The sequence below is a fragment of the Micromonospora sp. NPDC048871 genome (assembly GCF_043198155.1).
Classification (GTDB): domain Bacteria; phylum Actinomycetota; class Actinomycetes; order Mycobacteriales; family Micromonosporaceae; genus Micromonospora.
Window position 1 is genome coordinate 54,680 of the sequence record NZ_JBICUM010000004.1, and the last position, 12,580, is coordinate 67,259.

Consider the following 12,580-nt stretch of genomic DNA (forward strand, 5'->3'; position numbering starts at 1 on the left):
GGCTGGCGCGGTGTCGTGGACGTGGACCTACCCGGGATTATCGACCCGTCCGGCACCACTACGGGGACCGTTCAGAACCTCGCGTGCAGTCCCTGACCGCCTCTGCGCCAATTCGGACCCCGTGGACGGCAAGGCTTGTTTCAATAGGGCGGGCTCCAGCCGCACCAGCGTCGGAGTGCGTCGCAGTAGCTGATCGGGGTTGAACGGTCTACCCGCGATGAGCACCGAGGCGACAACGCGGGACCTCCGAGGAAGTGAGCGACGTGGAGAGCGGTTGGCATGCGTACCCGGACGCCGCTGACGATCACGCCGATCTTCGCCCGGTCAACCCAGGACGAGTCGTAGGGCTGGGTGCGATCTGCGACATCCGACCGGAACGCCTTGACGATCCGGACGCCCAGAGCTTCTCGGTCAGCGAGTTCGCCGCGCTCGATGACGGCCGCCGCGTGATCTTGCATAATGCTCGTGGCTTCACGATCGGCCGGACGTCCGGTAGCACACGCGACGATGCTGTTCCGGACCACGTGGCCCGGGACAGCATCGTCCGCGCGACGTTGAACGCCGTTCTTCCTGACGACGACGAGAACCCCGAGGCACACCCGTGGGCGGAGTTGGCCGACCTGGCTCGGGCTCGCGGCCTGAAGGTCTCTGCGGAAGACCTGCGCGGTCTTCCATACGACGTGATCCTCACCGACGACGTGCTTCGCTGGCTCGCAAAGCCCTGAGGCCGACGACGTGTCGAGGCGCTGATGGCCAAGCCCGACGAGCAGGTGGCGTGGGAATCGCTGCTTGGCCGGCCGCCGGCCTGGTCGTGCTGACGCCTACCGGCGGCGGGTGGTCGGGTCGCGGTGCTGCTGCCAGCGGCGCAGCGCCTCCGGTGACACCCGGGCGTAGCGGGCCAGGGACGCCACCGAGGTGTGCCCGGAGAACGACAGCAGGGTGGAGGTGTTCGCCCCGTCCTCCGCGGCGTGGGTCAGCGCGGAGTGCCGCAGCTGGTGCAGGGTGGCCCCGCCGGTGATCTCGGTGAAGCGTTCGGCTGCGCGGCGATAGGACAGGCGGGCCTGCCCGGTCGGCTCGTAGACGTCGGCCGGGGCCAGGGGCACCCGGGCGCGGCGGTCGGTGAGGAACACCGGACCGCCGGCCCGCCCTTGGAGCAGGCGAGGCAGCAGCCGGGCGGTGCCGGTCTGCCACACGATCACGTCGACCGCGTTGCCCTTGCGGCGCACCTTCGCACACCGGTTGCGCAGGTCGAGGTCCTCCACGTCGAGCGCAAGGACCTCGCCGGCGCGGGCAGCGCTCTCGTACAGCAGCCGCCACAGCGTCCGCTCCCGCAGCGGCAGGTCCTCCCGGCCCAGCAGCGCGCTGATCTCCTCCCGGCCCAGCGCCCGGGTCCGGTCCGGCGCCCGGCCGCGCCGGCGCAACGCCCGGCTCGGATCGCCGGCCAGCCAGTCCTGTTCCCGCCAGTAGCCGATCGCCGAGCGCAGGGTGTCCAGGTTGCGGTTGAACGTGGCCGGCGCCCGCTCACCCCACCGGCCCGTGAACCAGGCAACCAGTTCCGTTGCGGCGGCCGGGGTGTCGAGCGTTGCGAGGGGGGTGGCCGGGCCCAGGTGCTCGCGCACCTGCCGCAGCGTCGAGGCGTAGACCCGACGGGTACCGGTGGTCTCCGGATGATCGAGGGTCGCCAGGAAGCCGTCGATCGCCTCGACCACCGACGGCCCCGCCACCGGGCGCAGCCGACGCACCGTACCCACCCGAACCACCTCCCGCCCTATCGCAGAAAAGCACGGCCAGTCGGCACCGCATCGGTTGCCTTCGGATCCAGGTCACCGCTCCCGATCCGGCACTCTATCGCAGAAAACCAGTAGCTTTCTGCGATAGCACCACCAAGGCCGGCCGTCAATAAGGGGGCGTCCCTCCGCCAGACCCCAACTCGAGTGCCCGCTAATTGATCTTGCCTAACGGGACTTCTCCGAGCGTTGGTCCTCAAGGGCCGGTTCCCAGCGCGGCCCGGTGACCCCAAGGTGAGTCGCCAGACTCGTACCCGCCGCATCGGGCGTCAGAATAGTGACGGCGGATACGGTGACGACGGCACCATCCTTGGTCGCGTAGAACTCTTCAGAGGCTGCCTCCAGATGCCTGCCATCTCGGTCGACCGGGGCTCCGGAATACATCTCCCTGCCGCCGGGGGTCCAGCCCTCGGCCTGCAGGCGGGCCTTTGCTGCTTCGAGCGTCCAATCTGATGACTGCTCGTCGGCGACGATGACACCATTGCTTTGGGGATTTCCCATCCAGTCATCACGACTGAGTTCAGGTGCCCGCAATGGGACACCCCGAACCGCTTCGGCAGTCTGGATGGCCGATGCGTCGGACGGCAGCGCGACCGCCTGCCAGGCCAGCCACGAGCCCACGCCTGCTCCTACGGCTCCGAGGATCACGGCCGATAGCACGGCCGCCACCACCGCCATACGGCCGATCGGCAGCCGGAACCACTGCCGCACGGCCCCGCGCAGCAAATCCACCACGTCGGCGCGGGCGGGCATCCGACGGTCCGGCTCGGCGGAGTCCATCAACATGGTGAGGAACTCCTCGCCGTGGGCGCGGCGGTACCCGATCGGATATGCCCACAGCAGCCGCCGGTACCAGCGTTCCAGCCGAACGTGCGCCGACGGTTCCCCCATGACCTCCCCCGAGGCGGTCATGGGCGAGCCCCGAACGGGGCGGCCGTGAATCCGAACGCCACGTTCGGTCGCGCCTGTAGTCGGTTTTCCGCCGCCTCCGCGTGCTTGCGCAGGCGGCGGGCCTGCTCGGCAAGCCTGCCGGCACCCGCGTCCGTGAGCCGGTAGTAGCGACGAAGCCGCCCGTCGACGACCTCCAGATGTTCGAGTTCATCACGATCGGCCGGCCGGTGGCGCTGCGCTGCCTAAACCGGCTGACCGCCCTTGGCTTCGGCGGCTTCGACCTGGCCCTCGGTGACACCAAGACCCTGACCCTCGGTGGCTGGGTCGACGCCACCGAGATGGCCACCCACCTGCTCACCCTGCCGCACGAGACCAACTCCGGCGACGTCTACTGCGTCCCCGGCGACCAACCGTAGCTGCCCGGCGGCGGTCGACCTGGGCGGGGACGACGAAATGCCGCCCGTGACCAGCCGAGCTGGCTGGAGGCCGGGTCGGGCTGGTTCGGCGGCTGCTACGACGGCACCCTGTCGGTGTCGGGCCATAGCATGAGCCGATGCTGTCCCAGATCAACGGACTGTCGCGACATTTCACTGAGGAGACCCTGCGGGCCTACCTGCTGAGCCGCTCCACGCGTGCCGACAACGGATGCCTCGTCGTGCGTGGCTATGGCCCTCAGCGCGGCGTGTATCAGAAACTGGCCGGTCGGGCCTGGGCGCACATCGCCGCATACGTGGTCTTCGTCGGTGGCTACGACCCTACCTTTGAGGTCCACCACGACTGCGGTACCCCGGACTGCATCGAGCCCAGCCATCTGCGTCAGCTCAGCCACGCGGACAACTGCCGGGAACGTACCCAACGTCCGCAGTGCCGCAACGGCCACGACCGGGAAACCGATCCCGTGACGGGCAGACTGCGGCGGGCCTGTCGAGCCTGCAACCGACAGGCCCAGCAGCGGTGGCGCGAGCGCCAAGCCGCAACGGTCGCCGACGCCCGCGCCACGTACGGACGCCAGCCGTCCTGATTGCCCAGGCGAGTTGCCGCGGTCTCGTCAGGCCACAGCCGTGACCCGACGAAGACGACGCCTTGGGACAGCAGCACGCATACACCATCGCAACTGATTACGCACAATAACAGTCATTATGATGCGTGCCCGATATACCCACTTTGTGGCGGTGAATTACTGGATTGATGAGCAAAGTAATCCAGTAATTCAGACGGGTGGAGTGACCGGCAGTCGCTCGGTCGTTCCTGGATCTCGGTCACGTGGGGGACGCGGCGTCAGCGCCCGGGCGTCGACGGTGATGCTCGTGGATCAGCCGGAGTGACGCGGCTGGTGAAGGGTGCGTCCGGGCCGCATGGGCCGGGAAGTCGGTCGTCCGTCGCTGACGATCGGCTATATCCATGTGCGCGTGTCCCTTCATCACGGCTACGAAGTAGGCATGACCAACGAGGTGACCATTCCCCTGCTGCCCTGCGCGTCGATCGACGACGTCGTCGCCTTCTAGGCCCGGCGCTTGGGTAGCTGTCCCAGCCCGCCAAATCTTTGATCTTGACAGGCGGCCCGTTCAGGCTGCCTGGTCACGCGCGGCGCTGATGCGGAACGGGTGGGTGTACTCGGCGCTGCAGCCGGTGCACCAGGCTCGAAACAGCAGGCTGGTCGCGGTGTCGACGGGACTCGGTGTCACCTCGTAGCGGGTGTCTTCGATCAGGGTGTAGAGGTGCCGCCAGCGGATCGGGCAGAGGCAGGCGGTCCCAGCCGACTTCGCCACCGAGGCCGGCATGACCGTCATCGCCTCCCGGGTCGACATCGTCGCGCGGTGGGGCGACGGGCCGCTCACCGAGCAGTGGTGCCAGACCGTGGCGGACGAACTGGCCCGGCAGGCCACTGGAGCATGAGCATCATCCCCCCGCCCGCCGACGGCGACTTGCTCGCGCCCACCCCGCTCGCCGGCGTGCTCGTCGGCTACGGCCGGGTCTCCACCCGGGAGCAGAACCTCGCCCGCCAGCAGGCCGCGCTCACCGCGGCCGGCTGCGGCAAGTGCTTCTTCGACAGGGCCAGCGGAAAGAACGCCGACCGGCCCGGCCTGCACGACGCGTTCGAGTACCTACGCCCCGGCGACGCGCTCACCGTAGTGTCCCTGGACCGGCTCGGCCGCTCCTCGGCAGGCTCAAGCGTCGCGGGGTCGGGTTCCAGTCCCTGCACGAGAAGCTGGACACCACCACCACCGCCGGGGGGATGTTCGTCTTCCACGTCTTCGCCGCCCTGGCCGAGTTCATCCGCACCATCATCGTGGCCAACACCAACGAGGGCCTGGCCGCCGCCCGCGCCCGAGGACAACGCCTCGGCCGCCCACCGGCGATGACCCCGGAGAAGGTCGCCTACGCGCTCCAGCTCCTCGCCGAGCCGGACCGGTCGATGTCGTCGATCGCCAAACTGCTCGGTATCTCCCGCAGCACCCTCTACAAGGCCCTGCCCGAACTCGTGCCACCGCAGCTCGCCCGGGAACGCCTGGCGGCGCAGATCGCCGCCCTGCCCGCCGACGTCCGCCCTGGGCCGCCGACGATCCACCAGTACGACGCCCTGCTCAGCGGCACGCCGGCCGCGTCGTGACCACCGAACCGGGTGAGGTCGAGCCGACCGGCTGGCGGCTCGCGCGAGAGCTGGCCGTCGCCTTCTGGCGCGAGATGCGCGCCGGTCCGCAACCGCTGCCGGTGCTCTACATCGCCTGCGACGGCTGCGGCCAGGTCACCCCGCACAACCGGGTGCAGAAGATCATGAGCATCCGGGACGGAGTGTTCACCGGCTCGCCACCGGAAACCGTCTGCGAGGCGTGCGACCACGCCCAACCCCGGGTCGTCGACGACGAGGTACCCACCGACACCACGGTCGTCTGCACCGGCCGCCGGTTCCGACGCTTCGGCTTCAAGCGCCGGCGCAAGCCGTGTGAGGAGTCGTTCAGCGTTCCGGCCGCTGCGGCCCTGGTCATTTGCCCGTGGTGCGTGACGGTCCAGCCCGGGCCGGGTCGCCGCTGACCCCGCCCGGTCCCGTTCTTCGCACGTCACAAAAATCTGCCTCCTGGCGGGAATAGACCGTCGGCGCTATTGCGCTGGCGTATCGCGCAGCCGCATCTCCGTGCGGGCAGTCGATCGCGAGGAGCCGATTTGACCAACGTGGACTTTCACGCCAAGTGCGAGTCGTACGTCCGGATCTCGATCAAAGACCTCAACGGCAAGTACGGCGTCTACCTGGACACCGACCACCCCGACGAGCGCAGCTACCCCGGTGTAAAGGTCGCCGCGTGCGAACTCGCCGCCGGCCACCAGGGCGAGTGCGAGATGTTCGTCGAGGGCGAGGGCGGCCACAACGGCGAGCCTTGAGGGCGGCCAGCATCCCACCGGCGATCAGGTCCGCGTCGGCGGCGAGGTCCGCACTGCCCTCGAACGTCATCCCGGTCGTCACGGCACCGGCCGGCAGCAGCTGCGGCCCAGCCCACTGACCCGAGCCAACATCTGCCATCGAAGTTCTTCTAAATAGTCGTCTATTGCGATGGTGACGGAAACCACGAGTATCGCCTCGTGACGACAGGCTGGGCTGCGGGTGGCGCCTATTCGCAAGATGTTCAGTCGCTGAACTACGTGAGGTTCACCTGCTGAGAACAGCGCCGATCGAACAGCAGAACTGAGCGAGGAAGTGTGGGCCCAGGCCTGCACTTCCTCGCTCAGTCGTTGGCCGCTCAACCGTTGGATACGATTGCCGTCATGGCGCAAATCAACCTCAGACATTTCACCTCAGCCGTTCACTAGCAGGCAGATGAGTGGGAGAACGTCGGTGTGCGCTGGAGCCTTACCGTCGGATCCGAGCGAGACGGACGAGTGGCCTCGATCACTTGCGAAACCGGTCAGGTAGCTGTCCATCTTAGTGTCAGAGGGGATGGTCACGCCGAAATGAAGGTGATCAAGCAGCCTGCCAGGCAATCGAGCCTATACCACTACCGCCTGGCAACCGCTGGCGACGCCACAGCCTGCCTGAGCGAACTCACCCGGCAGATCATCCCGTCAGATTGACGTTCGGTCCGATCCTCCGGACTGCGCTTCCCTGGAAGCAAGCTGGCTGGTGACGTGCCCCGGGCGGCTTGCTTCCAGACTGCTTCGGGTGTTGGTACGAGAAGACCCAGGTCAACCCGGACGCCTCCGGCGACCTGAAGCCGGGCGACCAGTTGCCGTCCGCCGCCGCACTGCAACGGCAGTACAAGGTCAACGGCAGTACAAGGTCAGCGACACCGTCGTCCGCTCAGCGATGCTCACGATGCGCGGAGAGGGCCTCATCAATGGGGCACCAGGGCAAGGGAACCTACGTGCGCGGGCCCGCCGCCGAATAACCGATCACCCGTAACGCCAGAGCCCTCCAGGCGCACCCCCGTGGAGGGCTCGGGAAACTCCAGAAACGGTCGGGCGGCGTCGCGCTGGACGGCGTTGTCGATGGCCCGGTGCAGGTCGGCCAGCCGGACGGTGACGGTCTCGCTGCCGGACGCGGCCGCCAGGGCCGCCTCGACGTACTCGCGGATCGGCTCGCTCGGGGTGATCCGACACCCAACCACGGCGCCATCAGACTCTGCCAGTCCTTCACCTCGCACATCAATGTAGACATAATGAATCGTCACCGAGAGCCACCGACACAAAGTGCTAAGTGATCATTGGCCTTGTGCGGTCGACGGTGCGGTGTCGTAGTCGAGGCGGGTGTCGAGGTCGAGTTGGAACGTGCCGTGCAGTGCCACGTTTGACCAGAACAGCGGGGTGAGTCCGCGTAGGTCGTGTTGGGTGAGTCGGCCGGCCCACTCGGGTTCGGTCAGAACCCGGTCGACCAGGCGGGTGTTGACCAGCACCAGCGCGGATTGCAGTAGGTGCAGGGCGAGCATGGAGATCTCCTGGGCCTCGCGGTCGGCGCCGGGTAGTTCGGCTTCGCGGCCGTAGTGGATGGCGACGTTCGCCGAGTTCCACTGCTCGACGACCTGCAAGCCCTCGTGGATCTCGCGGCGCAGCGCGGGGTCGGCGAAATAGTCGGCGATGAACGCTGTGCGGACAGCGCGGCCGAGTTCCTCGATCGCCGCGAGGGTGGGGTGCTTCGGGCCGCGGCCGTTGAAGCGGCGCAGGATCTGCTCGGCCTCGGCGGTGCCCAGCTGCAACGCCCGCGCGTACTTGATCATCTGGTCGTACTGCTGGGTGATCAGATCCCAGTTGATCGCTCGGGTGAGCACCGGCTCCAGGCCGGCGTAGGTAGCCCCGTCGTGGGGTCGGTAGAGCCTCGCCGAACCGATGTTCTTCAGCCGGGGCAGCAGCCGGTAGCCGAGCAGGTGGGTGAACGCGAACCCGACCACGGAGGCGCCGTGGGTGTCGGTGTAGTTGGCGGTGATCTGCGACTCCCGGCGCACCGCAACACCCTGACAGACCACGACCAACACCCCGACACACGGGTACACGCCACGTCGATACCCTGACCGTCGACACCCGTCGAGGACGACACAAAGGACCCTCATGCGCAGGTGGGTACGGTACGAAGCCCCGATCATGGTCTGCGTCGAACTCGGCGACGACGGTTACACCGGCAAGGTCGTCAACGTCGTCCTCGGCGACGAACACGACGACCTCAACCTCGCCCGCGACTACCGCGGCCACTTCCTCATCTACGACGGGACCATGGAACGCGTCTCCGTCGACGAACGCGCCGCCACCCGCGCCATCACCATCGCCGAGCACCGCGAATGGCCCGACCGGCTCGACTGGGACGAAGGCCCCGACGCCCTGCGCTACCCCGACCTCTACACCCCCGCCGAGCCTGACGACCAAGACGACGAGGAAGACGACCTCGAACCCCTCGACCTCCACGAGCGCGACACCATCGGCTGACAAACACACCGGAACGGCCCGAGAGCAGCACTTCGCTCTCGGGCCGTTCCACGTCCCCGCCCCCGACATCCAGATCAAAGATTTGGCGGGCTGGGGCAGCTACCCAAGCGCCGGGCCTTCTACGCGGTGCTCGGTTTCCACACCACGTACCAGCAGCGCAAAGCCCACCCGGCCGTGGGGTTACAACGTGAAGATCTGAATCTGCAGTTCTTCGAGATCGCGGGGTTCGATCCGGCGCAGTCCTACGGTTCGTGCATCGTGCTGACCTCCGACACGGGACAGCTGTACCGGGCTTTCGCGGCGGGCATGCGCGCCGCGTACGGCAAGGTGTTGGTCTCCGGGACGCCGCGGATGACCCGGCCCCGGGCGCGGAAGAACGCCGACGGGCTGAGCGGCTTCAGCGTCATCGATCCAGGCGGCAACTGGATCCGCTTCTTCCAGAACACCCCGGCCTCCCCCGCGCCGGCGCCGACCGGGCGGCTGGGCAAGGCGATGGCGAACGCCGTCGTGCAGGCCGACTCCAGAGGAGACGCCCGACAGGAGGCCCGGATTCTCGACAGCGCATTGGCCCATCCCGAGCCGGATGACGACCCGGTCGCGTTGGTGGAGGCGCTCGTCTACCGCGCTGAGGTGGCGATGGTCCTGAACGATCCGACCACGGCGGCCGAGATGCTGGCCCGCGTCGACCGTGTCGCTCTGAGCGCGGACGAAACCGTACGGGCCGCTGCTGCGTATGAGGCCGCTACCGACCTTGCGGCAGCCCTGTCCGGGCCGACAGCGGTGACCACCTCGGCTGAAGTCGGTGCACCTGGTCGATGACGGCCGCCAGGAGGGTAGTGAGGGCCGGCGGGGGTGGGGTGTCGCGGGTGACCGCGACCAGCCGCCGGTTCAGGGTGGTCTCGGTGATGTCCCGGATGGCCAGGGTGGGGTCGCCGTCGGGCAGGGTGAGGGCCGGCATCAGCGAGACCACCCCGGCGGTACGGACAAGTTCCAGTTGCACGTCGGCGTCGCTGGCGCGATGCCGCAGGTCGGGTTCGTAACCACCCAGGGCGCGGCAGGTGCCGACGACCATGGCGTGGTGACCGGTGCCCTCGGCCGAGGCGGTCCAGATGGCGGTGCGTAGCTCGGCCACCGCTACGGGACCCCCGGGGCGGGCGAGCGGGTGGTCGGCCGGCAGCACGATCTTCAGGGGTTCCTCCAGCAGGAGGGTGAAACGCAGTCCGGCCGGGCGGGGGCGGGGGTGACCGTCGTACTCGTCCCCGATGACCAGATCCACCGCCCCCAGCCGCAGACCGGGCAGCGACTGTTCCAGTTCCAACTCGAAGATCTCCACCCGGATCTGCGGATTGTCGGCCCGCAGGCGTACCAGGGCAGGCACCAGCAGGCGCCGGGCCGCCGATTGCAGGCCGCCGGCGCGTACGGTGCCCCGGACCTGGTCGCCCAGGGCCGCCAGGTCGGCCGCCGCCGCCTCGGCCGCCGACAGCAGCACCCGGGCGTGCTGCACCAGCAGTCGCCCGGCGTCGGTGAGCCGTACCCCCCGCCCGGCCCGGGCTAGCAACCGGGCGCCGACCTCCTTCTCCAGCAGGGTCAGCTGCTGGGACACCGTGGAGGGGCTGTAGCCCAGGGCGGCGGCGACGGCGGCCAGGGTGCCGCGCTCCTCGAACTCCCGCAGGAACCGCAGCCGACGAAGATCCATTTCGATCATGCGGGAATCCTAATGATTCAGCTACGGGAATCATCACTGGACCTGAGGGGTCAGTCTCAAGATCATTGGCAGCCATGGGTGCAGCACTGTGTCTTCTCTCCGCGGCCTGCTTCGGCGCGATGGCGATCTTCGGGAAGCTCGCGTACGACGCCGGGGTGCCACCGGCCGCGTTGCTGCTGGTGCGCTTCAGCCTGGCCGCCGTCCTGCTGGGGATGATGCTGCTGGTGCGGCCGGGCCTACGCCGTCGGGGACCGGACCTGCGCGGCGGCGACAAGCCCGTCCGGCCGATGACCCGGGGGCGGGTGCTGGCCATCGCCGTCGGCCTGGGTGCCATCGGGTACGCCACCCAGGCCAGCCTGTTCTTCTCCGCGTTGGAACTGATGGACGCGTCCCTGCTGGCCCTGATCCTCTACACCTACCCGGTGATGGTGACCGTGGCGGCGGTGTCCCTCGGTCGTGACCGGCTGACCCCCACCCGCGGTGTCGCCCTGGCCGCCGCCACGGTCGGCACCCTGCTGGTCCTGCTCGGTGCCGGTGGGGTGAGCTTCCATCCCCTCGGGGCCCTGCTGGCCTTCGCCTCCGCGATCACCTACACCGTCTACATCCTCGTCGCCGACACCGTGGTGCACCGGCTGGCCCCGGTGGTGCTGTCGGTGTTGGTGATGACCGGCGCCGCCGGCACCCTGGGGGTGCGTGCCCTGCTCACCGGCGGGGTCGACCTCGACTTCGGTGCGTCGGGATGGGTCTGGCTGGCCTGCATCGCCGTGCTCTCCACCGTCGTGGCGATGCTGACCTTCTTCGCCGGGCTCAAACGCACCGGCCCGTCGACCGCGGCGATCCTGTCCACCTTCGAACCCGTGGTCACCGCCGCCCTGGCAACCCTGATCCTGGGTGAGTCGCTGACCCCGGTCCAGCTCCTCGGTGGCACCCTGGTGCTGTCCAGCGTCGCCGTCCTGCAACTGCGCCGCACCCGCCGAGCCGACCCTGACCCCGATCGCGCCGAGCCCGAGTTCCACCCCGGTCGGGAGCGGGCAGTGGCGACCCTCAACTCCTAGGGCAGGACGCTCACGTGCCCGCGCGACCGCGACGCCACCAGCCACGCCGGGACGACTGGGCGGCCGCCGTGGCCGCCGGGGTGGGCCCGGCGGCGGCCCGATCGACCTGCCAGCGGCGTACCACCTCGTCGGCGTCGACCGGACGCAGCACGACCCGCGGCCCGGTGGGGTTGCGCAGCCACGCCAGGATCTCGGCGTTCAGGTCGGCGACACAGGTCCGTACGGACTGCTCGGTGGGCAGCTCACGCACCTCGTCGGGAAGGTGTTCGATGCGGCGGCGCAGCAGCAGCGGGGTGGGCAGCAGCAGGTCGGTCGGCAGCTGCTCGCGCTCCAGGAAGCTCTTGAGCCACCAGGACTCGTCGTAGGGCAGACCCCGCCCGGGGATCGGCTTGCCCGCACCGGGCAGGTTGTCGAACTCGCCCCGTTCCTGGGCCGAGCGGATCTGCGCCTCGACCGAGGCCTGCCAGCCGTCCATCCCCCGCCACCTCCCCCACCCACGGTAACGCGCACCCGACCACGGGTGCCGGGGTCCGGCGGCGGGCGCACTAGGCTCCGAGGAGGACTGAGAACGGGGGAACGGTGATGGTGAGCACCGCGGGGATCATCGGCATCGCACTCGTCGCTCTGGGGTTGGTGCTCACCCCGGGACCGAACATGGTCTACCTGGTGTCCCGGTCGGTGACCCAGGGGCGACGCGCCGGGCTGGTGTCACTGCTCGGGGTGGCCGCCGGGTTCGCGGTCTACCTGGCCGCCGCGGTGGCCGGCATCGCCACCGTGTTCGTGCTGGTGCCGGCGCTGTACACGGCGGTGAAGCTGGCCGGGGCGGCCTACCTGTTGTGGCTGGCGTGGCAGGCGATGCGTCCGGGTGGGCACTCGCCCTTCACCCCGGCTCCGCTGCCGGCGGACCCGAACCGTCGGCTGTTCACCATGGGACTGGTCACCAACCTGCTCAACCCCAAGATCGCCATCCTGTACGTGTCGTTGCTGCCCCAGTTCATCGACCCCGCTCGGGGCAGCGTGGCGGTGCAGAGTCTGCTGCTGGGGTCCACCCAGATCGCGGTGGCGTTGACCGTGAACGCGATGATCGTGCTCACCGCCGGTGGCCTGGCCGGTTTCCTGGCCCGGCGACCGGTGTGGCTGCGGGTGCAGCGACTGCTGACCGGGACGGTGCTGGCGGCGTTGGCCGTACGCATCGCCGCCGACCGTTCTCGCGCTGCGGTCGCGGTCCCCTGACCCTG

Annotated in this window: 17 protein-coding genes and 2 pseudogenes; 11 read left to right on the forward strand and 8 right to left on the reverse strand. The window is 69.0% G+C overall.

The window, feature by feature from the left end; genetic code table 11:
- Positions 1-254 precede the first annotated feature (254 nt).
- A complete protein-coding gene (locus ACGFIK_RS11685) occupies positions 255-725 on the forward strand; it encodes a hypothetical protein (protein ID WP_393339057.1) in 471 nt (156 codons plus the stop codon).
- Between the two features lie 96 nt (positions 726-821).
- Here ACGFIK_RS11685 and ACGFIK_RS11690 read toward each other — a convergent pair whose 3' ends face one another.
- The 3 genes and pseudogenes from ACGFIK_RS11690 to ACGFIK_RS11700 all read right to left on the reverse strand — a co-directional run.
- Positions 822-1,751 carry a site-specific integrase gene (locus tag ACGFIK_RS11690; RefSeq protein ID WP_327025960.1) on the reverse strand — a complete coding sequence of 310 codons (930 nt, stop codon included), beginning with the start codon at positions 1,749-1,751 and terminating at the stop codon, positions 822-824.
- A gap of 204 nt (positions 1,752-1,955) precedes the next feature.
- The gene (locus ACGFIK_RS11695; protein ID WP_393339059.1) at positions 1,956-2,699 is read right to left on the reverse strand and encodes a hypothetical protein; all 744 of its coding nucleotides are present in this window, start codon (positions 2,697-2,699) and stop codon (positions 1,956-1,958) included.
- A pseudogene (locus tag ACGFIK_RS11700) lies at positions 2,696-2,884 on the reverse strand (PadR family transcriptional regulator); the annotation flags it as partial. The gene ACGFIK_RS11695 and the pseudogene ACGFIK_RS11700, both read right to left, overlap by 4 nt.
- Here ACGFIK_RS11700 and ACGFIK_RS11705 point away from each other — a divergent pair.
- Positions 2,876-3,094, forward strand: a complete 219-nt coding sequence (locus tag ACGFIK_RS11705) for a hypothetical protein (protein WP_327025962.1) — start codon at positions 2,876-2,878, stop codon at positions 3,092-3,094. The pseudogene ACGFIK_RS11700 and the gene ACGFIK_RS11705 overlap by 9 nt on opposite strands.
- A gap of 137 nt (positions 3,095-3,231) precedes the next feature.
- Positions 3,232-3,699: an HNH endonuclease gene (locus tag ACGFIK_RS11710; protein WP_327025963.1), complete on the forward strand. Its 468-nt coding sequence runs from the start codon at positions 3,232-3,234 to the stop codon at positions 3,697-3,699.
- A gap of 544 nt (positions 3,700-4,243) precedes the next feature.
- Here ACGFIK_RS11710 and ACGFIK_RS11715 read toward each other — a convergent pair.
- The gene (locus tag ACGFIK_RS11715; protein WP_327025965.1) at positions 4,244-4,468 is read right to left on the reverse strand and encodes a hypothetical protein; all 225 of its coding nucleotides are present in this window, start codon (positions 4,466-4,468) and stop codon (positions 4,244-4,246) included.
- Positions 4,469-4,570: 102 nt separating this feature from the next.
- Here ACGFIK_RS11715 and ACGFIK_RS11720 point away from each other — a divergent pair.
- The 4 genes and pseudogenes from ACGFIK_RS11720 to ACGFIK_RS11735 form a co-directional block, all read left to right on the forward strand.
- Positions 4,571-4,956, forward strand: a pseudogene (locus ACGFIK_RS11720) (recombinase family protein); the annotation flags it as partial.
- Positions 4,957-5,037: 81 nt separating this feature from the next.
- A complete protein-coding gene (locus ACGFIK_RS11725) occupies positions 5,038-5,289 on the forward strand; it encodes a helix-turn-helix domain-containing protein (RefSeq protein ID WP_327027118.1) in 252 nt (83 codons plus the stop codon).
- Positions 5,286-5,711 carry a hypothetical protein gene (locus ACGFIK_RS11730; protein WP_327025966.1) on the forward strand — a complete coding sequence of 142 codons (426 nt, stop codon included), beginning with the start codon at positions 5,286-5,288 and terminating at the stop codon, positions 5,709-5,711. The genes ACGFIK_RS11725 and ACGFIK_RS11730 overlap by 4 nt, the downstream gene beginning before the upstream one ends.
- Positions 5,712-5,840: 129 nt before the next feature.
- A complete protein-coding gene (locus tag ACGFIK_RS11735; protein ID WP_327025967.1) occupies positions 5,841-6,056 on the forward strand; it encodes a hypothetical protein in 216 nt (71 codons plus the stop codon).
- A gap of 947 nt (positions 6,057-7,003) precedes the next feature.
- On the opposite strand, the gene ACGFIK_RS11740 is transcribed toward ACGFIK_RS11735, so the two are convergent.
- Together ACGFIK_RS11740 and ACGFIK_RS11745 are read right to left on the reverse strand one after the other, a co-directional pair.
- Positions 7,004-7,339, reverse strand: a complete 336-nt coding sequence (locus tag ACGFIK_RS11740) for a hypothetical protein (RefSeq protein ID WP_327025970.1) — start codon at positions 7,337-7,339, stop codon at positions 7,004-7,006.
- A 30-nt stretch (positions 7,340-7,369) separates the two neighbouring features.
- A complete protein-coding gene (locus ACGFIK_RS11745) occupies positions 7,370-8,107 on the reverse strand; it encodes a Tn3 family transposase (RefSeq protein ID WP_327025972.1) in 738 nt (245 codons plus the stop codon).
- 103 nt (positions 8,108-8,210) lie between these two features.
- On the opposite strand from ACGFIK_RS11745, the gene ACGFIK_RS11750 reads away from it, so the two are divergent.
- Both ACGFIK_RS11750 and ACGFIK_RS11755 read left to right on the forward strand, forming a co-directional pair.
- The gene (locus ACGFIK_RS11750; protein ID WP_327025973.1) at positions 8,211-8,582 is read left to right on the forward strand and encodes a hypothetical protein; all 372 of its coding nucleotides are present in this window, start codon (positions 8,211-8,213) and stop codon (positions 8,580-8,582) included.
- 90 nt (positions 8,583-8,672) lie between these two features.
- Positions 8,673-9,401: a VOC family protein gene (locus ACGFIK_RS11755; RefSeq protein WP_327027119.1), complete on the forward strand. Its 729-nt coding sequence runs from the start codon at positions 8,673-8,675 to the stop codon at positions 9,399-9,401.
- On the opposite strand, the gene ACGFIK_RS11760 is transcribed toward ACGFIK_RS11755, so the two are convergent.
- Entirely contained in the window at positions 9,325-10,287 is a 963-nt protein-coding gene (locus tag ACGFIK_RS11760) for a LysR substrate-binding domain-containing protein (RefSeq protein ID WP_327025974.1), read from the reverse strand. The two genes, ACGFIK_RS11755 and ACGFIK_RS11760, sit on opposite strands and share 77 nt — an antisense overlap.
- A 74-nt stretch (positions 10,288-10,361) precedes the next feature.
- On the opposite strand from ACGFIK_RS11760, the gene ACGFIK_RS11765 reads away from it, so the two are divergent.
- Positions 10,362-11,342 (forward strand): DMT family transporter, encoded by a 981-nt coding sequence (locus ACGFIK_RS11765; protein ID WP_327025975.1) that lies wholly within the window; start codon positions 10,362-10,364, stop codon positions 11,340-11,342.
- Between the two features lie 10 nt (positions 11,343-11,352).
- Here ACGFIK_RS11765 and ACGFIK_RS11770 read toward each other — a convergent pair whose 3' ends face one another.
- Positions 11,353-11,817, reverse strand: a complete 465-nt coding sequence (locus tag ACGFIK_RS11770) for a DUF1992 domain-containing protein (protein WP_327025976.1) — start codon at positions 11,815-11,817, stop codon at positions 11,353-11,355.
- A 107-nt stretch (positions 11,818-11,924) separates the two neighbouring features.
- Here ACGFIK_RS11770 and ACGFIK_RS11775 point away from each other — a divergent pair, with 107 nt between their 5' ends.
- A complete protein-coding gene (locus ACGFIK_RS11775) occupies positions 11,925-12,575 on the forward strand; it encodes a LysE family translocator (protein WP_327025977.1) in 651 nt (216 codons plus the stop codon).
- The last annotated feature ends 5 nt before the right edge of the window (positions 12,576-12,580 follow it).

Bases quoted from the DNA above. Each gene is read 5' to 3' on its own strand.
- ACGFIK_RS11750 (WP_327025973.1), top strand. From the start codon at position 8,211: ATGCGCAGGTGGGTACGGTACGAAGCCCCGATCATGGTCTGCGTCGAA.
- ACGFIK_RS11705 (WP_327025962.1), top strand. From the start codon at position 2,876: ATGTTCGAGTTCATCACGATCGGCCGGCCGGTGGCGCTGCGCTGCCTA.
- ACGFIK_RS11715 (WP_327025965.1), bottom strand. From the start codon at position 4,468: ATGACGGTCATGCCGGCCTCGGTGGCGAAGTCGGCTGGGACCGCCTGC.
- ACGFIK_RS11760 (WP_327025974.1), bottom strand. From the start codon at position 10,287: ATGATCGAAATGGATCTTCGTCGGCTGCGGTTCCTGCGGGAGTTCGAG.
- ACGFIK_RS11725 (WP_327027118.1), top strand. From the start codon at position 5,038: ATGACCCCGGAGAAGGTCGCCTACGCGCTCCAGCTCCTCGCCGAGCCG.
- ACGFIK_RS11770 (WP_327025976.1), bottom strand. From the start codon at position 11,817: ATGGACGGCTGGCAGGCCTCGGTCGAGGCGCAGATCCGCTCGGCCCAG.
- ACGFIK_RS11710 (WP_327025963.1), top strand. From the start codon at position 3,232: ATGCTGTCCCAGATCAACGGACTGTCGCGACATTTCACTGAGGAGACC.
- ACGFIK_RS11775 (WP_327025977.1), top strand. From the start codon at position 11,925: ATGGTGAGCACCGCGGGGATCATCGGCATCGCACTCGTCGCTCTGGGG.
- ACGFIK_RS11765 (WP_327025975.1), top strand. From the start codon at position 10,362: ATGGGTGCAGCACTGTGTCTTCTCTCCGCGGCCTGCTTCGGCGCGATG.
- ACGFIK_RS11695 (WP_393339059.1), bottom strand. From the start codon at position 2,699: ATGACCGCCTCGGGGGAGGTCATGGGGGAACCGTCGGCGCACGTTCGG.